This window comes from Williamsia maris (assembly GCF_024171815.1).
Lineage (GTDB): Bacteria > Actinomycetota > Actinomycetes > Mycobacteriales > Mycobacteriaceae > Williamsia_A > Williamsia_A maris.
The window spans coordinates 641,963-666,743 of sequence record NZ_JAMTCJ010000001.1 but is presented as its reverse complement, the minus strand read 5'-3'; the positions used below and the strand labels follow the sequence as shown (position 1 = coordinate 666,743).

The 24,781-nt window shown below is 62.8% G+C and carries 17 protein-coding genes; 10 read left to right on the top strand and 7 right to left on the bottom strand.

Annotation, left to right across the window (positions count from 1 at the left end; genetic code table 11):
* Positions 1 to 11: 11 nt before the first annotated feature.
* On the bottom strand, positions 12 to 572 hold the full coding sequence (locus tag LX13_RS23385; RefSeq protein ID WP_253659826.1) for an RsiV family protein: 561 nt from the start codon (positions 570 to 572) through the stop codon (positions 12 to 14).
* A 7-nt stretch (positions 573 to 579) separates the two neighbouring features.
* Here LX13_RS23385 and LX13_RS03080 point away from each other — a divergent pair, with 7 nt between their 5' ends.
* Entirely contained in the window at positions 580 to 816 is a 237-nt protein-coding gene (locus LX13_RS03080) for a hypothetical protein (RefSeq protein WP_253659825.1), read from the top strand.
* A gap of 64 nt (positions 817 to 880) precedes the next feature.
* On the opposite strand, the gene LX13_RS03075 is transcribed toward LX13_RS03080, so the two are convergent.
* A complete protein-coding gene (locus LX13_RS03075) occupies positions 881 to 1,219 on the bottom strand; it encodes a hypothetical protein (RefSeq protein ID WP_253659824.1) in 339 nt (112 codons plus the stop codon).
* 87 nt (positions 1,220 to 1,306) lie between these two features.
* Here LX13_RS03075 and LX13_RS03070 point away from each other — a divergent pair, with 87 nt between their 5' ends.
* Positions 1,307 to 2,065: an SIR2 family NAD-dependent protein deacylase gene (locus LX13_RS03070; protein WP_301300481.1), complete on the top strand. Its 759-nt coding sequence runs from the start codon at positions 1,307 to 1,309 to the stop codon at positions 2,063 to 2,065.
* Positions 2,066 to 2,073: 8 nt separating this feature from the next.
* Here the strand turns inward: LX13_RS03070 and LX13_RS03065 are convergent, their stop codons facing one another.
* Together LX13_RS03065 and LX13_RS03060 are read right to left on the bottom strand one after the other, a co-directional pair.
* Positions 2,074 to 2,478 (bottom strand): PIN domain-containing protein, encoded by a 405-nt coding sequence (locus tag LX13_RS03065; protein ID WP_253659823.1) that lies wholly within the window; start codon positions 2,476 to 2,478, stop codon positions 2,074 to 2,076.
* Positions 2,475 to 2,732, bottom strand: coding sequence for a type II toxin-antitoxin system Phd/YefM family antitoxin (locus LX13_RS03060; protein ID WP_253659822.1), 258 nt, complete (start codon positions 2,730 to 2,732; stop codon positions 2,475 to 2,477). Before LX13_RS03060 ends, LX13_RS03065 begins: the two co-directional genes overlap by 4 nt.
* Before the next feature lie 174 nt (positions 2,733 to 2,906).
* On the opposite strand from LX13_RS03060, the gene LX13_RS03055 reads away from it, so the two are divergent.
* From LX13_RS03055 to LX13_RS03045, 3 genes are all read left to right on the top strand, one after another.
* The gene (locus tag LX13_RS03055) at positions 2,907 to 3,269 is read left to right on the top strand and encodes an SseB family protein (protein WP_253659821.1); all 363 of its coding nucleotides are present in this window, start codon (positions 2,907 to 2,909) and stop codon (positions 3,267 to 3,269) included.
* A gap of 80 nt (positions 3,270 to 3,349) precedes the next feature.
* Complete coding sequence (locus tag LX13_RS03050; RefSeq protein ID WP_253659820.1) at positions 3,350 to 3,859, top strand: hypothetical protein; 510 nt, start codon at positions 3,350 to 3,352, stop codon at positions 3,857 to 3,859.
* Between the two features lie 9 nt (positions 3,860 to 3,868).
* Entirely contained in the window at positions 3,869 to 9,943 is a 6,075-nt protein-coding gene (locus LX13_RS03045) for a putative T7SS-secreted protein (protein ID WP_253659819.1), read from the top strand.
* Positions 9,944 to 11,228: 1,285 nt separating this feature from the next.
* Here LX13_RS03045 and LX13_RS03040 read toward each other — a convergent pair.
* From LX13_RS03040 to LX13_RS03030, 3 genes are all read right to left on the bottom strand, one after another.
* Complete coding sequence (locus LX13_RS03040; protein WP_253659818.1) at positions 11,229 to 12,077, bottom strand: protein NO VEIN domain-containing protein; 849 nt, start codon at positions 12,075 to 12,077, stop codon at positions 11,229 to 11,231.
* A gap of 938 nt (positions 12,078 to 13,015) precedes the next feature.
* A complete protein-coding gene (locus LX13_RS03035) occupies positions 13,016 to 13,183 on the bottom strand; it encodes a hypothetical protein (RefSeq protein WP_253659817.1) in 168 nt (55 codons plus the stop codon).
* A gap of 91 nt (positions 13,184 to 13,274) precedes the next feature.
* Positions 13,275 to 13,733, bottom strand: coding sequence for a DUF8548 family protein (locus tag LX13_RS03030; protein ID WP_253659816.1), 459 nt, complete (start codon positions 13,731 to 13,733; stop codon positions 13,275 to 13,277).
* 401 nt (positions 13,734 to 14,134) lie between these two features.
* Here LX13_RS03030 and LX13_RS03025 point away from each other — a divergent pair, with 401 nt between their 5' ends.
* Genes LX13_RS03025 through pglZ form a run of 5 tightly spaced genes read left to right on the top strand, consistent with a single transcriptional unit; the run spans position 14,135 to position 24,769 of the window.
* Positions 14,135 to 14,764, top strand: a complete 630-nt coding sequence (locus LX13_RS03025) for a DUF1819 family protein (protein ID WP_253660548.1) — start codon at positions 14,135 to 14,137, stop codon at positions 14,762 to 14,764.
* Positions 14,764 to 15,375 carry a DUF1788 domain-containing protein gene (locus LX13_RS03020; protein ID WP_253659815.1) on the top strand — a complete coding sequence of 204 codons (612 nt, stop codon included), beginning with the start codon at positions 14,764 to 14,766 and terminating at the stop codon, positions 15,373 to 15,375. Before LX13_RS03025 ends, LX13_RS03020 begins: the two co-directional genes overlap by 1 nt.
* 4 nt (positions 15,376 to 15,379) lie before the next feature.
* Entirely contained in the window at positions 15,380 to 18,850 is a 3,471-nt protein-coding gene (gene brxC / locus LX13_RS03015; protein WP_253659814.1) for a BREX system P-loop protein BrxC, read from the top strand.
* The gene (gene pglX / locus LX13_RS03010) at positions 18,850 to 22,284 is read left to right on the top strand and encodes a BREX-1 system adenine-specific DNA-methyltransferase PglX (RefSeq protein WP_253659813.1); all 3,435 of its coding nucleotides are present in this window, start codon (positions 18,850 to 18,852) and stop codon (positions 22,282 to 22,284) included. Before brxC ends, pglX begins: the two co-directional genes overlap by 1 nt.
* Complete coding sequence (gene pglZ / locus LX13_RS03005; protein ID WP_253659812.1) at positions 22,277 to 24,769, top strand: BREX-1 system phosphatase PglZ type A; 2,493 nt, start codon at positions 22,277 to 22,279, stop codon at positions 24,767 to 24,769. Before pglX ends, pglZ begins: the two co-directional genes overlap by 8 nt.
* Positions 24,770 to 24,781: the final 12 nt, after the last annotated feature.

Below are 24,781 nucleotides of genomic sequence, written 5' to 3'. Positions count from 1 at the left end.
CGTACTTCTACTCAGCTGCTCAGGACGTCCTGCATGCCCGGTGCGAGGACGTCGGACAACGATGACCACGGGATGGTGATCGTGACGAGCCCGTCGGCGTAGGCGCCCACCTGGTAGTCACCGAAGTGGATGAGCATGCCGGCGGGCGATGCGGTCCAGTTGGCGAAGTTCTCCAGCTTGGGTGCCATGCCCTCGCGGACGTATCGGTCGCCGACGTTCGTCGTCGGCAGCATGCGCGCCGATTCCTGTGACAGTCGTGCGAGACCAGTGTCGAGGTTGCCGAACGCGTCCTGCAGCGTGATCGGCTTTGCGGTGTCGGCGTTGATGGTCACCGTCGCGAGTAGCGAATCGCCATGTGCCCCGGGCGGTTGAGCGATCCAGCTCGTGATCTGCTCGGCGCTGATGACTCGCTGTCCGATGTGGAAGGGTCCCTTCGAGTAGCCGTCACTGAGCTTGAAGCCGTCATACGGAGTGCCGTCGTCGTCGATCTGATCCTGCAGCGCAGACCGCATCGACTGGTTGAACTCGGCGGTGACCGCGGGGTTGCCGCCACTGAGTTGCGGGATGGTCACGTCGTAGGTGGCGCGGCCCGACGCTCCCGAGACCCTGGTGCTGCTCTGTGTGTATGGGCTCGCGGCTGTTGTTGTCGTCGTCGACGTGGGGGCGGCGGTTGCCGTCGACGACTCGGTGACGGTCACGACCGTGGTCGGCTGGGACGAAGGGCTGCCGTCTGTGGACGAGCAACCCGACAGGACGACGACGGCCACCACAGCTGACGTCGACACCAGGCCCGAGCGCTTCATCGTCTATGCCTAGCAGGCCGACGACCCCGCGTCGAGAGTCCACGCAGTCGAGCGACGGATCACCGCTTGAGTGCACGTCACCCCAAGAACTCCAGGAGCCTGGCGACAAGCGAGGCCGCCACCACGAACAGCGGCACACCCGCGGTGATGGCGCACACCGCGCGAGCACCTCCGCGGCCGAACAGCGCCCCGACAGACGCGGACGCGAGCGCGGCGATCGCCAGGTAACCGGCGATGGTCATCCCGCTGTAGTCGGCGTCATGGGTTCCACCGTCGAAGTCGCCGGCGAACTCGGGGCTGCCGACGAGTGTCACCACTTGAATCAACGCCACCATCAGGCAGAGACCCGAGATCAGGCAGGCCACCATCCCTATCCGGGTGCGTACGTCGGGGAGCTGAGACCGCTCGTCTTTCATGCTGTTCATTGCACCGGCTGCGAGCCTGCAGGACCATGAGGACAATTACTCACGAGCACGACGCGCATCGAGAAAGGCAATGAACTCATGAGTTCCGAACCGATCAGTGCCGCCATCGATGCGCTTCGCACTGCGAACACCATCACTGTCCTCACCGGCGCAGGTATGTCGGCGGAGAGTGGCGTGCCGACGTTTCGTGACGTGCAGACAGGTTTGTGGGCGAAGTACAACCCGATGACTCTTGCGACCCCGGAGGCATGGGAGGACGACCCCGCGCTCGTGTGGGCCTGGTACCAGCGACGCCGAGCGATGCTTGCGGCCGTCGAACCCAACGCCGGGCATCAGGCGCTCGCCACCTGGGCGCGGACCGCTGACGTACGACTGGTCACCCAGAATGTCGACGACCTGCACGAGCGGGCAGGCAGTTCCGACGTCGTCCATGTCCACGGCAGCCTGTTCGCGTGCCGGTGCGACACGTGCGGTCGAGAACACGACGCCGAGGTGTCAGATCCAGAAGGCGATCGAGTGCTGCCGCCGGAGTGTGAATGTGGCGGTCTCGTACGACCGGGAGTCGTGTGGTTCGGGGAGATGCTGCCGCAGAACGCATTCGCAGAAGCGACGGCCCGCTCCGAGGCGTGCGATGTGTTCATCCTGGTCGGGACTTCTGGCGTCGTCTATCCCGCCGCGGGACTGCCGCACATCGCTCGCGGCGCCGGCGCGACGATCATCGAGATCAACCCAGACGAGACAGATCTGTCCGACGCCTGCGACATCACCCTCCGGTCGACGGCCGCGGTCGCGCTCCCGGCGATGGTCGACGCGCTCGCGTCATCTCACGACACCTGATCTGCGGATCAGACCTCCACCACCTCGACGAGCGCGGAGAGACCACTGAGGTCCGCCGAATTTCTGGTTGCCAGCGCAAGGCCGTTGGCCCGTGCAACGCCGGCGATCATCTGATCCATCGCGTGGCTGCGGGCGCTCTTGCCCGCCGCGACCGCTGCTCGGACAATTCGTCCGTATTCCAATGCTGCGCGGTCGTCGTAGGGAATCCCGGCGCCGAAGAGACTGACGATCTCGTCGAGGCGATCTTGACGCATCTGGCGAACATCGCCGGTCGCCGTCGACAGTCCCATCCGCATCTCGGAGTAACACAGCGACGACACGTAGAGCTCATCGAACGCTGAGAGATCCGGGGGAGTCTCGCCGGCCTGATTGAGCGACACCAGGATCGACGTGTCGAGGAGGGCATTGGTCATCGCCCAGCCCACGGATCGTCGGTGTCCTCTGCCCGTCCGTCGGCAAGCTCGGCACCCCAACCGGCGTCGACCCGCGTGCGCAACAGCGCTTCTGCGAGCGCCGCGGGCGACACGCCGTGTCGTCGCCGGTGCGGAACCAGATCGGCGATCGGACGGTTGTGGCTGGTGACGACCAGGCTCTGCCCCTCGCTGACCGCCTTCAGAGCGGGTGCCGGATTCTGCCGAAGCGTGGCGATGGGAACGACGTCTGTCATGGTCACGAGTGTAGGCAAAAAGTAGACATTCATCTACATCCGCTGTAGCTGCGCGGTCCGGTTCGGTTTCCATAGGGAAGGTCGCTTCCCGACGACGCTCGAGTGGGGCGATGGATATCGTTGCGATGCCGGGGCGGCAGGCGAGGGGCCGCCCGCGATGAGAACGGGGGACGCATGGACTTCGAACAGGAACGTGCCGCGTTCTTCGGTGGATACGGCCAGCCGCCCGCGTTGCTCGAGGCCCTTCGTGACCAGGTGCTCTATGTACCGCTCGACCACAATGATCGGTACTTCACCCTGATGTATGGGGAAGTGCCCTGGATGCTCGCCTTCACCACCTGGGTACGGGCGCAGGAGTTCGCGGTCGCGGCCGAGCGTGACCTCGCATCCGTTCAGGCGTCCGAGGTGACCGGCGCGGCATTGATCGATAGGGTCGTCACTCAAGGGCCGGTGCCGACGGGGCTCGTCATCGATGCGCACCAGGCCGACGTGATGGTGTTTCCGCCGGAAGCACTCGACTCTCGGGGGTCGTCATAGACGTTCGCGCAGATCCGAAGGCGCTGCAGCAGGCCGCAACCGGAATCAACGGGGTCATCGACGGGCTGTCGGGTGCCCCGGTGATCGGGTCGTACGCCGGGCAGACCGGTCGCGGCTTCAACGACCTCGAGCTCTCCGGGCGACAGATGAGCCGCGAGTCGGCGAAGTCGGCCATGGACACCTTCTGCGAACGCTGGGAATGGGGCATGCGCGCCCTGGTCCAGACCGCCAACGACATCGCCCACAAACTCCACCTCGGCGCCGGCATGTACGAGAAGCAAGAGCAGTACACCGCCAACGCGCTGAAGGACTTCGCCAACGACCTCGTCGGCGACCCCAGCCTGCAGAAGGAAAGCGTCAAAGACGCCGACGGCAACATCATCACCCGCGGCACCGACGACATGTCGGCAGGCGACCTCGTCGACTACAACAAGGACCGCCTCGCCAACCCGGACCTGTCACAGGAGTCGTTCGACGCGGTCCGCGAGGAGATCAACACCAATCTCGATTCGATGAAGAACGATTTGCCGCAGGCCGCGAACAACCTCGGCGGCGTGGCGAGCGGCGCCGGCCCGATCCTCGGACGCTAGGCCGCGCCTGTGGGCATTCTCGACGATGTCGTCTCGTTCGGCGAGAAAGCACTCGATGCCGGCGAGAAGGCCGTCGGCAACGTCGTCGACGCCGGCACCGACGTCCTCGCCGACGGGATGCGCGCCGTCGGACTCGACGGTGCCGCCGATGCGGTGGAGGACTTCGGCGACACCCTCGCCGATCAGCTCGGCGCCACCCCGGATGAGAAGTCGCTCGACGAGACCGAGGATCCCAAGGAACTGGTCCACGGCGATCCCGGGGCGATGCATGACCGGGCCGGCAAGTTGTCGACGATGTCGGGGTCGCTGGACACCGGCGGGCAAGGGCTGCGCGGCATCTCGGTCGGAGACTGGGGCGGTGAGGCGTCCGAGGGGTACGACGCGAAGACGGCCGCGGAGTTCCCCAAGTGGTTCACCGCCGCCGATGCCTGCGAGGCTGCGGGCACCGCGCTGAACGGTCTCGCCGACGCTGTCACCTGGTCGCAGACGCAGGCCGCCGAAGCGGTCCGACTCTGGAAAGAGGCCAAGCGCCAACACGATGCGTGGGCCGACGACAAGAACCGGCGCACCGACGCCTACAACTCTGCCGCCGACAGCTACAACAGCGGCGCCACCGATGTGAAGCCGACGATGCCGACGTTCGGTCCCGACCCCGGCCCGGCTCTCAAGGACGAGGCCAACCGGGTGCTGCGCGCTGCGCGCGAGCATCGCAACTCGGCGGCCGACAGTGCTGCCGGCGCGCTCAAGGGCGCAGCCGACAAAGCACCGGAACTGGCAGGTGCCGCATCACGATTGGCCGACACTCTCGACGATGCGTCGACCACGTTCAACATCATGAAAGACCACTTCGCGGTCGGCGCGGCGAGCGTGGTCACCGACACCGTCAAGATGGTCCGCACCGTCAACCCGTCCGATCCGTACAACATGGCCCACCCGGCCGAGTACGCCCGCAACGCAACGGCTCTTGGAGCCGGACTGACGTCGATGGCCGCCCATCCGGAGGAGTTCGGCAAGGCGTTCCTCGGCAACGGGTGGGACAAGGACCCTGCCCAGGCCGCGGGCTCGCTGACCGCGAACATCATGTCGCTCGCCGCACCCGGTCCGAAGGGGGCCGGAGCGCTGTCGGGGGTCACCCGCACCGGTGCCGCCGGAGCCCGTGAAGCCGCGACGGCGGCGAGCGCGGCCACCCGCGAGGCTGCCACCGCGTCACGCACCGTGGCAACGAGCAGTGCACGCGGGGTGGAGTCGGTGTCGCGGGATGTCGGTGCCGGTGCGCGCGACGCGGCATCGAGTGCGCGGCCGCCGATATCGCACCCCTCCGAGGCGCCTCGCGCGTCCGAGTCCGCCGGCGCCGGTGAGAGCCGCGGCGCCGATGCGGGACGCAACGACGGACCGGTTGCGGCCGAGCGCGATTCGGCAGCCCCGGCCGCGAAGGACCCGGACAGCGACGCCGGTGCGACGACACCAGAACGGCCGGGTGGCGACACCGCAGCGCCCCACGACCAGCCTGCCGACGGTTCGTCTGCCCCTCACGACGGAGCTGACTCGCCCGCAGCGGACCGCCCGACCGCCGACACCACCCCGGCAGACAAGCCCGCGGATCCCGTCGCCCCGGACAAGCCCGCGCCGGATGACCCCGACCTGGTCAACCGTCCCGACGGCTCCGATGCGCCGGCGGCCAAAGATCCCGAACCAATCCACAACGATCTTCCGCCCAAGGCCGACGAGCCGTCCCTGACGCCGCAAGACCACGATGTCGCCCCACCGAAGGCCGACGAGCCGTCCGGGACGCCGCGGGACCACGACGTCGCGCCGGTGTCGAAGGTTGAGGAGCCGACCGCCCCGAACGCCGACCCGCCGCCGCGGCTGCACGATGACCTCCCGACGAAGGAACCCGATCCGGTTCCGTCGCACGCCGACGATGTCCCGGCGCGTGATCCCGGATCGTCGTCGCCTCACAACGGCGGTGAGGCAACCGACCAAACCCCGCCGCCACCGGCTCACACCCGATCTGCATCGGTGGATCCGCCTGCCCCCGTGCCGCATGCGCCGTCCCCGACGCACGACGTGCGGCCCACCCATGACGCCACGCCGCAGCGCATCGAACCGCCCAACCGTGTGGAGCCCCAGGGCCGGGTGGATCCCGTACAACCGAAGTCAGATGGCGTGGGTGGTCGAGCTGATCCGCCGTCGGTGCCGCGCGACCCCGGTCTTTCCCCGCGGCATGGTCCGGGCGCCGATGCGCCTGGTCAGCCGGTCAAGCCATCGACGGTGGCTGACCCCCGCGGGCCGTCGCACGCAGGGCATAACAAGCCAGATGATCCGGGTGGCGCGGCCGCGGTGGCCACCCGTCAGGGTGAGACGGTGGCGCCGGCCGGCGGCCGGTCCGCGGAAACCGCGACCGGTCGTGACGTCGGCGGCGGGAAGCCCGAAAGCGCGGATTCGCCGGACGGGCAGGCGGACCCAGTCGAGACGCCCAATATCGACGCCTCTACGCCCGATGGTGATCCGGCAAAGGCGTCCACCGAGCCGAAGGACTGTACGTCCACCGGTGAGCCGGTCGATGTCGCGACGGGTGAATATTTCTTGCCGGCAACCGATGTCGCGCTGCCCGGCGTCCTCCCGCTGACGATGGTCCGGTGCCACCGCTCCGGGTACCGCAGTGGCCACTGGTTCGGTCCGAGCTGGTCGAGCACCCTGGACGCGCGGGTGGTCGCCGACGACGACGGTGTCACCACCATCGACCCCGACGGGGTCGTGCTGCGCTTCCCGCCCGTCGACGGCGACGACGAAGTGCATCCGGTCGTCGGCCGGGTGTGGCGTCTAGGCCGTACCCCTCGGGGCGGTTACGTCCTCACCGACCGCACCGGTGACCGCTCGCTGTGGTTCGACCCCAAGCCGCAACTCGGTGGTGCCGACATTGCTGCGCAGGCGTTCTCGCTGTCCGCGATCACCGACCGTCATCGCAACCGCATCATCATCGGATACAGCACGATGGGTGTGCCGGTGTCGGTTGAACACTCCGGCGGGTACCGGCTCGCCATCGATTCCGCCGGCGGCCGGGTCATCCGATACCGAGCGATCAGCATGTCCGACGCCGGTGTCACCTCCACGACACTCCGCGAATTCGGCTACGACGAGGGCAATCTCGTCGCCGTCACCGATGCCGAGGGCGCCACCACCCGATTCGCGTACGACGACGATCACCGGATGGTGTCGTGGAGCGACTCGATCGGTCAGACCTACAAGAACGTCTACGACGACCAGGGACGGATCGTGTACCAGTCCGGCGTCGGCGGAGTGTGGGCCGGTCGGTTCGACTACCGCGATCTGGGCGACGGCACCGGCAGTGTCACCGCGTACACCGACGCGGTCGGAGCCACCACGTTCTACGGGATGGACGTCGACGGACGGCCGCAGCGCATGGCCGATCCGATGGGCCGCACCACCTTCACGCGCTGGGACGTCCGCCGCAACCCGATCAGCTCCACCGACCCCACCGGGGCCGTCACCACCTACGACTACAACGACGAGGGCGATCTCGTCCGCATCGCCGACCCGTCCGGAGCCGCGACGACCATCGGATACGCAGCGCCCGGTCGGCCGTCGCGGGTTGTCGCCGCCGACGGCGCGGTCCAGGCCATCGGGTACGACGTCGACCTCAACCCGGTGTCGGTGACCGATCCGGCCGGCGCGGTACGGACCGTCGGGTACTCCGCCTCCGGCGTGCCGACCGAGTCCACCGACGCCGACGGCCGCCGGACGGTGTTCGCCGCGAATGCGGCCGGGTTGCCCACCAGTGTCGTTGACCCGCAGGGTAACACGGCCAGCGTCGAGTACGACGACTTCGGACGACCGGTGCGGGTCGTCGCCGCCGACGGTGCGGTGACGCAGCGACGCTACGACCTCGAGGGTCGATTGCTCGCGGAGATCGCGCCGGACGGTGGTTCGCAGACGTGGACCTATGACGGTGAGGGCAATCGGCTATCGCACGCCGACGCGGTCGGCGCGGTCACCCGGTGGGAGTACGGGTTCTACGATCTGCCCGTCGCCCGCATCGACAACGACGGGTCACGCACCACGTTCGAATATGACCGCGCACGGCGCCTGATCGGGGTCGTCAACCCGCTCGGTCGGCGCTGGACCTATGAGTACTTCCCCGATGGTCGGGTGGCGCGTGAGGTCGACTTCGCCGGTGCGGAAACGACGTTCGCCTACGACGACGCCGGGCGTCTCGCGTCGAAGATGAACGGCGCGGGGGAGCGCATCAGCTACTCGTACGATGCGGTGGGCAGGCTGGTCGCGGAACGTTCCGGTGACGAGGTGGTCGAGTACGGCTACGACGCCGCGGGACGAATGGTGTCGGCGAGCAATGGTTTCGGGCAGCTCGACCTCGGGTACGACGCGGTGGGCCGCACCGTGTCGGAGTCGTGGAACGCGGCGGCGGTGTTGTCGCGGTGGAGCGCCGGCGGCAACCTGACCGAGCGGATCACGCCAGCCGGTGTCGCGGCGGGATACGGCTACGACGCGCGAGGCGTCCTCGCAGGCATGACGGTCGGCGACCGAATCATCGATGTCGCCACCGATGCCGTCGGTCGCGAGACCAGGCGGTCGTTCGGCACGTCGGCGATCGACTCCCAGTGGGATGCAGCGGGCCGGTTGACGCGTCGGTCGGTTGTAGCCGGGCTGACCGATCCCGGTCGCATCAACTTCGGACTCACCGATCCTGAGCCGGAACGCGTTGCGGCGTCGAGCGGATTCGCCTACCGGGCCGACGGAGCACTGGTGTCGGTGACGGGGGAAGGCCCCGCCGGCGAAGCAGTCGCTCGGAACGCCCGCTTCGACCTGGACCCGATTGGCCGCGTCCGGTCGGTGACCGACGCTGCGGGGACGTTGGTGGAATCGTTCGCCTACGACGCCAGCAGCAACATCGTCGCCGGGGGAGCGGGCGACGGGGGAGAGCGAGCAGGGTGGGAGTACCGCGACGGCCGGTTGATGGACGACGGGCGGGCGTCGTACGGGTACGACGGTGCCGGGCGTGTGGTTCAGGTGGTTCGGCGGAGGTTGAGCCGCAAGCCTGATGTGTGGCGCTATGGCTGGGATGCCTGGGATCGGTTGCGGGAGGTGGTCGATCCGAGTGGTCGGCGTTGGGGGTACGAGTACGACCCGATAGGTCGGCGCGTCGCCAAGGTCGCCGACGACGGGACGCGGACGTCGTTCGTGTGGTCGGGAACGCAGCTTGTCGAGCAGATCGACGACACGTCGGGTGACGGCCTTGCATGGGTCTACGCGCCGGGTGGGCTCACTCCGCTGGCGCAGCTGACCGTCTCACGGCAGGCGGGACCCGCGCTGTCGTCGGGCGGTCTGCTCAACATGGCGGGCCTCGAGACCGACCTGTCCACGTCGACGATGCCGCAAAGCGATGTGGATCAACGGTTCTACGCAATCGTGTCCGATCAGATCGGTATGCCGGTCGGTTTGCTTGACCCCGACACGGGCGCTTTCGCCGGTCGCGCCACGACGACGTTGTGGGGCCAGTCCGCCTGGACGGGCGAGTCGACACCCCTGCGCTTTCCAGGGCAGTACGCGGACGACGAGTCAGGCCTGTTCTACAACCTCATGCGGTACTACAGCCCAGACACCGGGCGATATCTCACGCCGGATCCGCTGGGCTTGTCACCGGCGCCCAACCCCTATGCGTACCCACCCAATCCGAACACCTCGTGCGATCCGCTGGGTTTGATGCCAGCCGGGTGTTCAGGCGATCGAATCCCGACATCCGCGCGGATACAGCAGCCTCTGTGGACCGAGACCGGCTCGCGCTCACCGGTAGAGAACGCCTTCCAGCACTTCCAAAAACACGGGAGTGAGTTCCCGGAGGTTCGCAACGCATTGGAATACGTCGCTGACGCACAGGAATTTCTGAGGAACCCGCCTGCGGAGGCGTTGTTGAAGACCCGCCCGAACGGTGACGTGCTTGTGTACGACCCGGCGACGAATAGGTTTGCGGTAATGAATTTAGGTGGAGCGCCGAGAACGTACTTCAAACCCAAGGACGGGTTGGAGTACTTTAATGCGCAATGACGGAACGCGCTATTGCCGGGTGTGCGGTTTCGAGCCGGCCGATCCACCGTGGGGTTTAGACGGATTGTCGCCGACTTATGAGATCTGTCCGTGTTGCGGGGTCGAGTACGGCAACGAGGACTACACGGAGGCTGCGGCATCTAACTACCGAGATCAGTGGCTCGCTAACGGCGCGAAATGGAGCGATCCCAGGACGCCAAGCGACGGTCTTTCAGCAATAGCCAGACTCGGACGTATCAAAAGCCGGCCTAACAACTAGAACACGAAATCGTCGAGTCCCGCGAGCGGATCGCATGTCGCCCGTTAACTGCGGACATGCGGTGCGGGCGCCCAATTGCCGCACGAACGCCGGTCGAGCGGTTAGCTTCGCGATGACCGATACCTCGTCGGAGTACTTCATCGCGCCTCTGGCCGTGCGGCCGAGACCGGCACCATCCTCGGTCTGATCGCTCTTCGATTCGCAGGGGTCGCGGACCCCGGCAGGTCGTCCGGAACGAGGGAGCGTCTATCCGTCGAGTCGGTAACGTCGATTGTAAAGCTGTCGGCGAACGTCGACGAGCCGAGGACCATCTGGCAATGCGGGTCTGCAGAGGGGATTTTTGTCGACGCGGCTTCGGGCAGAGTTCGCGTTGATCGCTTCAGCAGGCGTCACGATCGCCGTTGCCGCCACCGTGGTCTGGGTTCGAGTCCACCTCCGGCATTCAGGCCTCTTTCTCACGGCCGACGACTTCTTGTCTGGGTATGAGGTGACGCGGTTACCGAACACGGCGCCGTTGGGGATCGGTGGGACGACGACACCTGCCGACTGCGGGCCGATCGTCGGCGAGCAGGCGGGACGGCAGCTGCGTTCGGCCACGGTGGGTGTCCTTGCCACGAAGGACGGCGCGCGCCCACGTTGGCCCAGTCGGTCATCACCGGTGGTGAATCGGTCTCCGACAGTGTGGGCGCCGTACCGGCAGCAGACGGATACCGAGTCTCTCGAATCGAACTCCTCGATCCTGCCCACGCCGGCCGGATGTCCCTGCGTCCCTGCGATGTAGTGGTGGTTCGCGCAGCGGCGACCCGGCTGAGTGCCGCAGCATAACAATCGGATTCGACCTCGGTGGGCGCCTACGTACAGGGCAGCAATGCGGTTGGCGTGCTCACCGCCTCGCGCGACCGGCCGGAGGCGCCAATGCCTGATGAATTCTGCCGGTTGGCGTCTGTTGTTGCGGACCGTGTCGGTTGATGTCGCGGCCGCCTTAGCGTTTGCACTCATTTGCGAGCTGGATTATGTCGGATGAATTTAGGAAATCCGCGCTAAGAATGTGGTGGCGTTGAGCTCGAAGTTCTCGGATATCGCGCCGCGCACGCTATAGATACGCGGCTGCGTTCGGAAATCGAATAACCGATAAATATGGTAGTTGGCAGCGTCCCGTTCGGATCGTTTCACTTCGTTCTTCGTCACGTAAAATGGCGTGTATTTATTGAACGCGGTTGTCTTTACCTCGATTAATTTCTCGCGTCCCGCCCGGTCGAAAGACAGCACGTCGTACCCGAGGCCATCGCCCTGGGTGGTTGCGACGTGCTCGACGCACTCCGACAGATCGATTCTTCCCTCGCCTCGGAGTCGATTCATTTCGAGTTCGACAACGTACTCCTCGCCAGCCTTGCCGAGCAGCTGATTCTGTGCCTCAAGTGCGAGGTAGTCGCGGCGCACTGGAGCGAAATCCGCCTGAACTTCTGCGCGCGAATCTCTCGGGGCGTGTAATGTAGGGGCCTCGATCCATAGGTCCGCGTTGTAGACAATATCGGCCCTGACCGTGGGGCGTTGGACGGCTGCCAAGACACTTTCATGCAGCGCGGAATCCAACATCAGACGTGTCCGAATCGCATCCGCAAGAATTCTCTGGTAGTTGAACCTGGGGCTGTATCCGTCCACGGTTGGGTAACCCAGCATGGTCATGACTGCACTGATGTTGCTGTACTTATTCTTCACCGATTTTTCGCTTCGACCATCCAGTTTATGGGCCAAGGTCTTTGCGCGGTGACTCTTGTTAAAGGATTGGCCATTCATCTGGAGCGTGAGAATCGTGAAATATTCGTCTACGCAGACATCGACTTCCCAGCGCGCCCACACACTTCCCTCTGCCACGCACCCAGCATACGAGATCAGGCGGTCAGTCGGATCTTTGGTGGAGGCGTGGCGCATGAACGTAGTTCGTCGACTTAGCACCTAGCGCCACTTTGTCCCCGGTTCTTGGAGATACCCGCGGCATGGGGGTCTCAACTCGCGCGTGTGACAACGCCATGGGGGCGCCGCGTGCTCACCTGCTTTTGTGTCCCAAAGCTCAAGAGCTTCGGCTCGAAGCTCGTGTGCATATGCAGGCGACAGGGTTGGCGAATTTCCAACGTTGCGGGAGCGGCGAAGACACAACAGCGTCCCGACGCACTGTTAAGGATCGGCAGCGAGACGGCTGGTCGGTCGGATGGCTCTGCCACCCGCCGTAGACCATAATCCTGTTCCGCCGCATCGAGGTCGTAGTCTCGATCGCGAATATCTCATTTCCACATCAAAGTGCTCCATGGGTGTGCAGAGCATTCTCACGTTCTTCTGGATTTGGGTGGACTTCCTTGGAAGGGGAAGGGCCGCGAAGCGCTACGAGTCGTTGTTAGTCGTGGGCACTAATGGTGTGCGGTTGGACGGTGAATTGTGATTATCTCGACTTGGCTGGTTTTCCGTCGCGATGTTGGAATTGGCTGATAGTGCACATACTTTTTTGGCTTCGCAATTGACGTCGGCTCGAGTAGGGACTTCCACTGTTCGGCAAGTTTCCGCTCGCGCATCGATAAGTTTTGCAGGTGCTGCACCCGCTGCCGAGTTGCTTCGCGTCGGCATTCCCATCGCTGAGTCTCCAAGGCTAGGCGCACAGCTTTCAGCTCGCGAGAAATCCGGTGGCTTTCCGCCGTCTCTGGTGGTTTAGGGCGTGGAGGTCTAGGTGCCGGTGGCTTCGGTGCTGGCGGCTTGGACCGTTTCGATTTGGAACGAGAAATGCGAATCAACTCTTCCGGTTCGCGGATGGATTAAGCGAGCTAGAGCTCCCAAACGTGATCGGGATCGTCGAGAGCGGCGCGAACTTGGCTGAGATCGCCCATGTCCGCGATCGGGGATGATTTCGCGATGTCGACGACGCTGTCCACGACGGTCTTGATGACTGCGGCGTCGCCAGATTCCAGTGCAGTGTCCAGTCGCGTGAACATCTGGTCGATCGTGTTTTTGCGATCGGCAAAGACGAGCGCGAAGTAATCACGAAGGACGTTCTCCTCGGCCTTTATCCGCGCGATCTCAGTGTCACGTGATGCACTCGAGATCGCTGCGGGCTTTCTTCATATCCAGTGCGCCTTTCCCGCCGAGCGCAAGCCCGCCGCCGCCGCTTGCGCCGCCGGCAATAATGATCGCCGCAGCGATGAGTGGAATGGGCATGTCAGTCTCTTTCGTCAGTCGACGGCGCGGCCAGAAGCTGGCGCCAGGCTTGCAGTTGCTGACCTCGGCCGCCCAGCCGCGCGGTCCATCGAACTGCGTAAACGAGGCCAGCTTCAATGTTCCGTCGGTCTCGGCGTTTCGGGCGCGGAGATCGCGGTACCGGTTCACCACATTTACGACGCATGTGAAGTGCGAGCCGGTTGATTGAATCGAGTCGATGATGCACAGGGCGAGGCTGTCGGGGTAGCCCGCCGGCCCCAAGTCTCTGCGGCATAGCTCCACCAGTGCATCGATGTCCTGATCCGGCACATCGCCCCCTTCGATCATGCGCATAGCGTTGCATGTGGGTCGGACATACCCGGCAACGACGGATGAACCGAATATAGCGATCGTTACGACTTCGCGTACGAATGTCTGGCAGGATCGCTAGGCCAGCTAAACCTTGAGTGAGGACCCACAGCTTGTCGGATATTGCTTGGCTGGACGCGTCCCTGGGCGAAGATGGCCGGATGCGTGAGTCCGTGAAGATGTTCTCCGACAACGCAACTTGTAATGACATGGGCATCGGTCAAGTTTGCGACAGCCTCGCCGCCCAGATTTGTCTGGCGGCATCGGCAGGCTCTGGGGTGGTAGGGAGTGGCACGCGACTCGGAAGATGGATGGCCCACACGGGTCGGGGCCTCGCGCCGCCTACCGCCAGGGGGCGCCGTACCCTTGTCCCTTGTCGGGTGCGAGGGAGGTGTTCCGTAAACAGCGATCAGACCGCCGCCGAAGGGCGCTACGCGTTGTCCTTCACGACCGGAGGCCTTCTAGCGCACGAGGCCGCAGTCTTGGCTCCCGTGTACGCCAAAGTTCGTGACTGGGTGAAGGTGCGCGACCTCGCCGTCGACGAAAATCTTCTACAGGCGCGAACTGTCAGCACTGGCGTACGGCGCGTGCGAGAAACCGTCAAACGGCTATCGGTACTCTCCGATCGTGAGGTTGAGACGCTCGCTGAGATAACTGCCTCCGAGCGCAGTCACCTCATGTGGGCAGCCGCTTGCCGTCGCTACGACCTCATAGGCGAGTTCGCCGAGGAAATCCTTCGTGAGCGCTTCCTCACCTTGGCGGGCACCGTTTCCTACGAGGACTACGATTCCTTTTACCGCGCCAAAGCTATGTGGCACGAGGAGCTCACCACGGTCACGGACCAGTCATACAAGAAGCTTCGGCAGGTGCTCTTCAGGATGATGGTCGAGGCGGGTTTGCTGACCAGCACGGGCGAGATCGAGCCAGCTCTTCTTTCCGCCCGCGTCGCCGCGCTTATAACCCAGCGCACTCCGGGCGACATCCGCTTCTTCCCAACCAGGGAGGCGTAGTGCCCGCACACCCCAAACAAACATTGGCTCAACAGGAGGAGCACCTGTTCAAGGTGCTTAGCAGTGAGCGCTTCCTGAAGATGGAGGGCCTGGGCAACGAGGTCGCCCACTTCATCTACGACTACGACCCGACGTGGGCGCTCGACGTTGCACAGGCCAGGAAGCGCATCAAGACCAAGCTCGAAACCGATCTAGGTATCAGGGTCTTCGAGATCAACTTGTACGAGCTGTGCGTCGATCTCCTGAAGGAACGCAACGTTTGGGATCGCGTGTTGGCGGCCGAGCCGACGATGGACAAGGTCGACTTCCTCAAGATGCTCCAGAACATGCTGGACCCTCAGGATCACCTGGCGCCGGCCATCAAGGCACGCATCGAGGCGGAGTCGTTCCAGATCCTGTTCCTCACAGGCATCGGCGAGGTGTTTCCGTTTGTTCGCTCGCACACGGTTCTCAACAATCTCCAAACCGTCGTCTCCGACAAGCCGATGCTTCTGTTCTTCCCAGGACGTTACGAAGTGTCGGCGACCCAGGGATCTGCCCTGGTTTTGTTCGGGCAGCTCAAGGACGACTCCTTCTACCGCGCCAAGCGCATCCTCGACCAGGAGGCATGACCCGATGAAAATCAAAGAGATCTTCCTCAAGGACGTCACTCGATCGATCGAGGGTGTCGTCAAGGCTGACGACGTGGACCACCTCAGCGTCGAGGTCGAGGAGTACGTATTCACGAACGACTCGGCCAAAGGTGTGGCCCCGTTACTGGAGGAGTACACCAACTACACGAACGCCAATGGCGTGTGGATCTCGGGATTCTTCGGCTCTGGCAAGTCGCACCTCTTGAAGATGCTCGCCCACCTCCTCGGAGACGTTCAGGGTCAGGCGTTCCCGCGCGCGGACGTGAGTGACAGCTTCCTGGATAAGACCGATGACGCCATGCTTATCGCATCGCTCAAGAAGGCCGCTGCTATCCCGGCCAAGAGCCTGCTCTTCAACGTGGACCAGAAGGCGACGCTGATCGCGAAGGATCAGACGGACGCGCTCCTCAAGGTCTTCGTTAAGGTCTTCGACGAGAGCCGCGGCTACTTCGGTAACGACGGAGCCGTCGCACGGTTCGAGGAGGATCTCGACAAGCGCGGTCAGTACGACGCGTTCAAGGTCGCGTTCGTGAAGCACGCCGGGATTGATTGGGCGCAGGGACGGGAGCAGACGGCGCTTGAAGCTCACAACATCGACAAGGCGTTTGCCGACGTTAATGGGGGAGCCAATTCAGGCATTATCGAGCAGTACCAGAGGTCTTACGCCGTCTCCATTGAAGACTTCGCGGCGGCTGTGAAGGGTTGGATCGATATTCAGGAGCCGGGCTTCCGGCTCAACTTCTTTGTCGACGAGATCGGCCAATTCATCGCAGACGACGTGAAGCTAATGCTTAACCTTCAGACGATCGCCGAGTCCCTCAACACGAAGTGCAAGGGTCAGTCGTGGGTCTTTGTTACCTCGCAGGAGGACATGGACAAGGTCATCGGTGACCGGACCAGGCAGCAGGGGAACGACTTTTCAAAGATTCAGGCACGGTTCGCCGTAAAGGTAAAGCTCACCAGCCAGGATGTGGAGGAGGTCATAAGCAAGCGCCTCCTGGAGAAGAACGACATGGGTGCAGCTGAGCTCATGGCCATTCACGTCAATGAGGGAGCGAACTTCAAGACGATCTTCGACTTTGTCGACGGTGCGAAGACATACCGAAATTATGTTGATGGCGCGCGCTTCATCAGCGCTTACCCGTTCGTCACGTATCAGATCCCGATGTTTCAAGCTGCTATCGAGGGCTTGTCGGACCACAACATGTTTGAAGGCAAGAACAGCTCAGTCGGCGAGCGGTCCATGCTTGGCGTGGTTCAGGAAGTCGCTAAACGTATCGGCGCGGAGCAGGTCGGCTACCTGGCCACATTCGACCAGATGTTCGCCGGGATCAGCGCGGCTTTGAAGGCGTCCGGCCAGCGCGCAATCCTGCAGGCCGAGCAGCATCTTCCCGAGCCAGGGTCCGACGTTACGATCCTAGCCAACCGCCTGCTGAAGGCGCTGTTCCTGGTCAAGTATGTAGATACGTTCAAGGCCACCCCCCGCAACCTCACCGTCGTCGTCTATGACCGTTTTGGTCTCGACCTCAATGCGCTTGGCAAGCAGGTGCAGGACGCACTCAACCTGTTGGAGGCGCAGTCGTACGTCCAGCGCAACGGCAACCTGTACGAGTACCTCACCAATGAGGAACAGGAGATCGAGAAGGAGATCAAGTCGGTCGACGTCGACTCGTCCGAGGTATCGAGCAAGCTATTCAAGTATCTCTCCTCCGACATCCTCAAGACGAACAAGCTCAAGTACGCTAGGAACGGTCAGGACTTCCCGTTCGGCTACAAGCTCGACGACATCGTCCAGGGCAACCAGCGCGAGTTGACCATCCACTTCATCACGCCCGAGACGAACTACACCGACACCGAGATCGTCACTCAGGGTATGGGCAAGGATGAACTGCGCGTATTCCTTGGCCGCGACAAGCGGTTACTCGCGGACTTGCGCCTTCTGCTCAAGACGGAGAAGTACACCAAGCAGCGCACCAACGCAGGTGCCTTGCCTTCGACACGGGCGATCCTTCAATCCAAGCAGGTGCTCAACGCCGAGCGCGAGAAGGAGCTCATCGAGCGCCTACGCCAGGCTGTCGGGAAGGCGCAACTGATCATCAACGCCGCGGAGATCACCTCCGGTTCTCAGGATCCGGTCACGCGGTTGAGCGACGGGTTCCAAGAGCTCGTCAACAGGACTTACACGAATCTGGGCCTGCTTGGCGCGAAGGTCTACCCGGAGCAACAGGTCTCAGCAGCGGTCCAAAATGACCAGGGCCTGTTCAGCGCGGGATCGTTGAGCGCGCTCAGTTCGCCTGGCACCGAGATGGAGTCGTGGATTATCTCGCAGACTAAGCTCGGGGAGCAGGTCACCGTCAAGAAGATTGTGAACCGGTTCGAGTCCAAGCCCTACGGGTGGGACCTCGGGTCCATCGAGGTCGTGCTCGGCTGGTTGGTCGGTAACGAAAAGGTCGCGCTCGCGATCGATGCGAACCCGGTCGGGCGGACTGAAGCCGCATCCATTATCCGTAACACCGCTAAACAGCAGCACACCATCGTCGCGCTGCAGAAGGCCTACGACACGACGAAGGTCGTCAAGTTCAAGGCGTTCTGCACCGAATTTTTCGATGAGGGCACCGTCCCAAGCGACTCGACCGAGCTGGCCCGCTTCGGACGGGACAAGCTTGCGGCCACACGCGATGAGCTCAACGCCCTCGTGAGCAGTAGCCGCTACCCGTTCGTCGGCCAGCTCTCGGACGTCGTTAATTTGCTCGACCAGGTCGTCGGCAAGCCCATCGATTGGTACCTCAGCGAATTCGACAAGGCCGACGAGCTGATCGATGTCAAAGAGGATCTGGTCGTTCCGATCAAGTCCTTCCTCAACGGCCAACAGGCCAAGATCTTCGACGAGGCCGCTGCACTCCTCGGCGCCAACACTGGCAACTTCAGCTACCTCCCCGCCGGCAGCACCGACGCGGTGAAGGCGCTGCTTGCGGACCCGAATGCCTTTAGGGGTAACAAGATGAACCAGCTGAAGGTGGCGACGGACTCGCTCCGTGGCCTCATCGATAGCGAGGTCAGCGCGAGCCGAGCCGCGATTCGGAGCGCTATTGAGGACAAGCTGGCGAGCCTGCTGGAAGAACCGATCTCCACCGAAGCGACCTCGCATGCGCGGGAGTCGGTCACTAACCGCGTAGACATGGTGTTCGCGAGTCTGGACGATGAACGCCTCATCGCGGTGATGGAGCAGGCCGGCGCGCACTTTGTCGCGACGATCTATCCCGCTCTTGTCGACGAGCTCGCACAGTCGGCGAGCCCATCGGGGCCCGTAAAGCCATCAGTAGCGCTCAGCAAAATCAAAGTGCCTACTGGACCAGCGTTCATTGAAGACGAGGCCGACATAGACCTCTATCTCGAAGCTCTGCGGGGGGCACTCGTCGAGACCCTCAACGACGGAAAGCGCATCACGCTCTGATGGAAACCGCACCGCTGAAGTCGTTCGCCACCGCGGCCCGCTCCGAGCTCATCCGCGAGGTGGGCGCGCGGATCGCTGCTGTGTCTGCCCAGGGCTCGCCTGAGCGCGTGGAGCAGCCGAGGGCGGTGACGGCGCTGGAGCGAGCTATCGCCGGCGCTGGTGGGGGTGACAAGGGAAAGGCGCACGTCGCCGACAAGGTCGCCTACACCTGGTTCAACCGCATCATCGCGCTGCGGTTCATGGACGCCAACGGCTACACCGGGATCGGCATTGTCTCGCCAGCAGCTGATCAGGTCGGTCAGCCTGAGGTGCTTGCGGCGGCAAAGCGTGGCCAGCTCGACACCGATGTGGTCAAGGGGGCTAACGTCGCGACGGTCACAGGGTTGCTAAACGGCAGCCGTCAACCGCGCCGAGGCGTCGACGCGCAGGCCGAGGCGTACGCACTGCTCCTCGCGGACTATTGCCGATTCTGGAACGCGGCTATGCCCTTCATGTTCGAGCGAGAGGGCGACTACACAGAGCTGCTCATCCCGGCGAACTTGCTCGCCGATGACTCGGTCCTCAGCCGGTCTGTGATGGTGCTGACCGAGGACGTTTGCAAGGACGTCGAGGTGATTGGCTGGCTTTATCAGTTCTACATTTCGGAGCGGAAGGACGAAGTCTTCGCCGGGTTCAAGAAGAACAAGAAGGCCGGCGCCGACGAGATCCCGGCAGCCACACAGCTATTTACCCCGCACTGGATCGTCCGCTACCTCGTCGAGAACTCCCTCGGGCGTCTTTGGATGCTCAACCGCCCGACGTCGGGTCTGGCGAGTCAGATGGACTACTACATCGCCCCGGTCGACGAAGAGACGGGCTTCCTCAAAGTGAGCAAGCCTGAGGAGGTCACGGTCATAGACCCGGCCTGCGGCTCGGGCCATATGCTTACCTACGCCTTCGATCTCCTTTACGCGATTTATGAGGAAGAAGGGTACGCCCCATCGGAGATCCCGGGTCTCATCCTCACTAACAATCTCTACGGCACCGAGATCGACCCACGCGCGGGAGCCCTCGCGGCATTTGCCCTGACGATGAAGGCAGTGGCCAAGCGCAAACTTTTCCTCAAGAACTCGGTCAGGCCAAAAATCTGCGTTCTTGATCCGATCTCGTTCAGTGCGGACGAGCTCAGCTATCTGGTGACCAAGGATGGCGATCGCTACGCAGAAGAGGCGTTCTGGAATCAGTTCGCCGAGGCTGAGACGTTCGGTTCGCTCGTCAGGCCCGATCCCGCTTTGGTCGCTCGCCTTGCCAACCACTTGGATTCGCTCGACGACGGTGGAGACATCTTCAAGTCTGATGCCATGGAGTGGGCCCAGAAGACAATCCGTCAAGCTAAATTTCTAACGCTCCGGTACTCGCTGGTGGTGGCGAATCCTCCGTACATGGGCAGTGGGAGCATGGGTGTTCGGCTCTCCGAGTTCGCGAAGACGTGCTATCCCGCGTCGAAGTCCGACCTGTTTGCAATGTTCATTGAGCGGAGTGTCGACCTAGTTTCTAATCGTGGCCTCGTCGCGATGGTGACAATGCAATCCTGGATGTTTCTGAGCGGCTTCGAAAAGTTCAGGCGTGGGCTTATTCACAATAACCGCTTGGCATCTATGGCGCACTTGGGTACTGGCGCATTCGACACCTTGGCCGGCGAGGTGGTCTCAACCACTGCCTTCGTAATCGATAAGGCCGCTCGCGGTTCCGGGCACTATGTACGGCTCGTTGATGCTGGAAACTCGGCCTCGAAGAGTTCGGTTCTTGCTGATCCAAGTAGCCGTGCGGACGTCTCGTTCGTGCGTGACTCGAACTACTTTGAAAATATTCCCGGGGCGTCAATTATCTACTGGTTCAGCGACGAACTCGGCGCCATGTTCCTCACGCATCCCTCAATCACCTCGTCATACTCGCCGATGAATGGAATGACGACGGGCAGCAACGGCACGTTCGTTAGGTACTGGTTCGAGGTTGCCAGGTCCCGAACCTGCTTGAACGCAGATAGTGAGAAGTCGGCAGCCGCGACTGGTGCTCGCTGGTTTCCTTACAACAAGGGTGGCGGCGGTGCCCGTCGCTGGTACGGCAACATGGAGTTTGTCCTCGACTGGGAAGACTCAGGCCGGCGTATTTCGGACTACGGCCATGCATTCCTTCGCGGGAGGCGAAACTATTTCAAGCCGATGATTACTTGGTCGAAAATCAATACTGGGCGGCCTGGGTTTCGCTACATCCCGGCGGGGTTCTTATTCGACGTCGCAGGCATGGGATTGTTTTCAAACCACGCTGTGACTGAAGCGGACTTCAGGCGCCTTCTTGGGTACCTCAATTCTTCGGTGGCTGTAAAGCTTCTTTCAGGGCTCTCGCCAACGCTCAACGTCGAGTCCGGTCAGGTGGGCGCGCTGCCTCTTCCCGATCTCGGATCGATCGATGACGGTGTGGTCGCCAAACTCGTCGCGATTCAGGAGCACGAGTGGAATTCGCGGGAGCTCTCGTGGGCGTTCGATGCGCCTGCCTTGCTCGTCGACGAGCACAACGGTTCGTTGCGTCAGCGCCTGGCTGGAGTCATTCAGCGGACCGAGACGAGTAGAGCCCGGCTGCGTGCCCTCGAAGCGGAGAACGAGGCGAGAGTCTCCTCGCTTCTGGGCTTTTCCGTCGAAACCACCGCCGGGGCCGATGACCAATTGTCCACGCTAGCCCCGGAAAGCATTATCGCCGACCTCGTGTCTTACGCCGTCGGCTGCATGTTCGGCCGGTACAGCCTCGACGAGCCGGGTCTCGTGCTTGCAGACCAGGGTGCCACATTGCAGGACTACCTCGCGAAGGTGCCAACCCCAGCGTTCGTGCCCGACGCCGATAATGTCATCCCGATTGTGGACGGTGATTGGTTCGAGGACGATATTGTGGGGCTCTTCCGACGGTTCCTCCGGACCACGTTCGGTGACGAGTATTTTGAGGAGAACCTCAAGTTCGTGACTGAGTCGCTCGGCGTGAAGAATCTCCGGGACTACTTCGTCACTAGGTCCGGAAAGTCGAAGTTCTACGACGACCATGTCCAGCGCTATAGGAAGCGTCCGATCTACTGGCTCTTCTCCAGCCCGAAGGGGTCGTTCAACGGTCTGATCTACATGCACCGCTACACGCCGTCCACTGTCTCGGCGGTGCTGACATACCTGCGTGCGTACGTGACCAAGCTCGAGTCCAGCCTCCAACAGGCAGACCGCGCTGGTAACGCGAAGGAAGCGGACCGACTTCGCAAGATCCTTGTCGAGCTCAACGAGTATGAGCACGACACGCTTTACCCGAAGGCTTCCGAGAACCTCGTCATTGACCTCGATGACGGAGTTAAGACGAACTACCCGAAGTTCGGCGCCGCGTTGAAGAGGATTACAGGCTTGGAGTCGACCAGTGACTGACCCGACCTCCGTCCGCGATGCCCTCCGTGGCCGCTTCGCCACCAGTCGTGTCGTCTTCTGGCACGATCCGGCTGGCGAGTATGCCGGGGACCTTGACTCGCTGGATCTCGGCGGTGTGAATGTCATCCGCGTGCAGGACGACGAGTTCGGCGCGAAGAGCAGGATCCTTGCGGACCACGTCACCCCACACCTCGTTTACCGCGGGGGGGACACGCCGCGAGACACAGGCAATTGGCTACTGGATCTAGAGCTCGCCTACGGGGTGTTCACTGCGGACAAGATCTCGATGCTGCAGCAGGAACTCGGACTTAACGACCCGGTGTTCGCTCCGGTCCTTGAGCGGCACCAGAAGTTCTACGCCGCGAACAGCCGAAAACAGGCGCTCGAGAAACTCCTGACCCAGGACGACGACGCAACTCGGCTCCGCGCCAAGATGTGCCAGGTGCTGGTCAAGGGATCAGGCAACAAGCTGACCGACATCACTCGAGAACTTCTGGCCGAGAATGCCGCAGGCAAGACAACCAAGTTTGACGACCTGGTCGCCTTTGGCCTCGACGAGTTCTTCTGGGAAGGGCTCGCCAGCATCTACAAGTACCCGAGCAACAAACCTTCGATGGACGACTTCATCCTGTGGATGTTCAGCCGCGCGATCGAAGACTTCGCGTCCGCCACTTCAGACGAGTTCCGCAACGTCCGCAGTGACTTCAACAACCTTCGCTACGACGTCCGCAGCCATCAGATGATGACGGCGCTTGCGTCGCGGGCCGCCGACGCGCTGGACGTTAAATCCAAGATCGAGCACCGCGACTATCGCGACCTGGCCAAAGTCACGATCTTCGAGGAAGTCGACCGCAGGGTGATTGTTGACCTCGCTGCTGCCGTCGCTGCTCAGACAGTGACGCCGCGTGAGGTGTCCGAGGTGGTGCGTCAGCGTCAGGAAAGCCTGTGGAAAGCCAAGTACGCCAAGTTGTACGCGGCCATCCAGAGCGCATCGGAGCTGCTCGCTGCAATCGCCGGTCTGCCGACCGCGATTGCGTCAGCAGATCGAGGACTTGAGAAGTACCAGTCCGAATGGTTCCGCATCGACCAGCAATACCGCTGGTTCACCCACGCCTACCAGACCGCCGACTTTCAGAAGCCCCTCGAATCGCTCAAGGCCGAGGTCGACCAGCAGTACGCCAACAAGTACCTCTACGACTTCGGCGGGTGTTGGCAGCAGGCGCTTGAGCCCATCAGCGATTGGAAGTCTGCGGCACTCGCACCGCAGGCCAAATTTTTCGAGCGTCACGTCGCGCCTGTCGTAAAAGATGGACGCACCAAAGCGGTCGTCATCATCTCTGACGGCATGCGGTACGAGGTCGCTGACGAGCTTACGTCCATGATTCGCAGCGAAGATCGCTTCGACGCATCGCTTTCGGCGGTGCTCGGCTCACTGCCGAGCTACACCCAGCTCGGCATGGCGTCGCTGCTTCCGCAGTCGAGTCTGGAGCTTGATCCGAACGCACTACCGGTGCTCGCGGACGGGAAACCGACGAACGGCACCGCAAATCGCGACAAGATTCTACAAGCGGTCAAGGGCCACGCAATCGCCGCCGCCGTTGTCCTCGCGATGTCTGGCGACGAGCTGCGCGAGCTCTATAAGCAGCACCAGATCTTCTACGTCTACCACGATCGCATCGATGCGGCCGGAGACAAAGCGGCGACCGAGCGGACCGTCTTCGAAGCTGCGGAGGAGACCCTCCGGGAGTTGCTGCTTCTTGTGAAGAAGTGGACGAACGCCAACGCCACGAACATCCTGCTCGTGGCCGATCACGGGTTCCTTTATCAGGATATCCCGCTGGAGGCGTCGTACTACGTCTCGGAGTCGCCTCAGGGCGATGCAGTTACGAAGGTCAACCGTCGCTACGCGCTGGGTCGGGCGCTGAAGCCTTCTCCTTCGTTCATGACGTTCACGTCGGCACAGGCTGGTCTCGCTGGTGACATCGACATCCAGATTCCCAAGTCGATCCACCGCATCCCGCTGCCGGGCGCCGGCACTCGCTACGTCCACGGTGGAGCATCTCTCCAGGAGATCGTGGTCCCGGTGGTGACGGTCAACAAGAAGCGCAAGAGCGACGTCCGACGCGTCAACGTCGATCTCATGCCTGAGACCGACAAGATCACGACGGGCCAGCTTGCGGTCAAGCTGCTCCAGCGGGAGCCTGTGGTGGACAAGATCCAGCCGCGCCAAGTCCGCCTCGGCCTGTATGTCGGTGACACGCTGATCTCCGACCAGCCGATCCTCACCTTCGACAGCCCATCGGATGACCAGCGCCAGCGGTACCAGTCGACGACCCTGTATTTGACCCAGGACGCCGATGACTTCAACAATCGTCCGGTCGAGTTGCGTCTCGAAGAGCCCATCTCGAATACGACACAGTGGAAGTCGTTCTCGAAGGGCAACTACACCATCAAGCGTTCGTTCACGACGGACTTCGACTTCTAGGAGGTTCGTGCG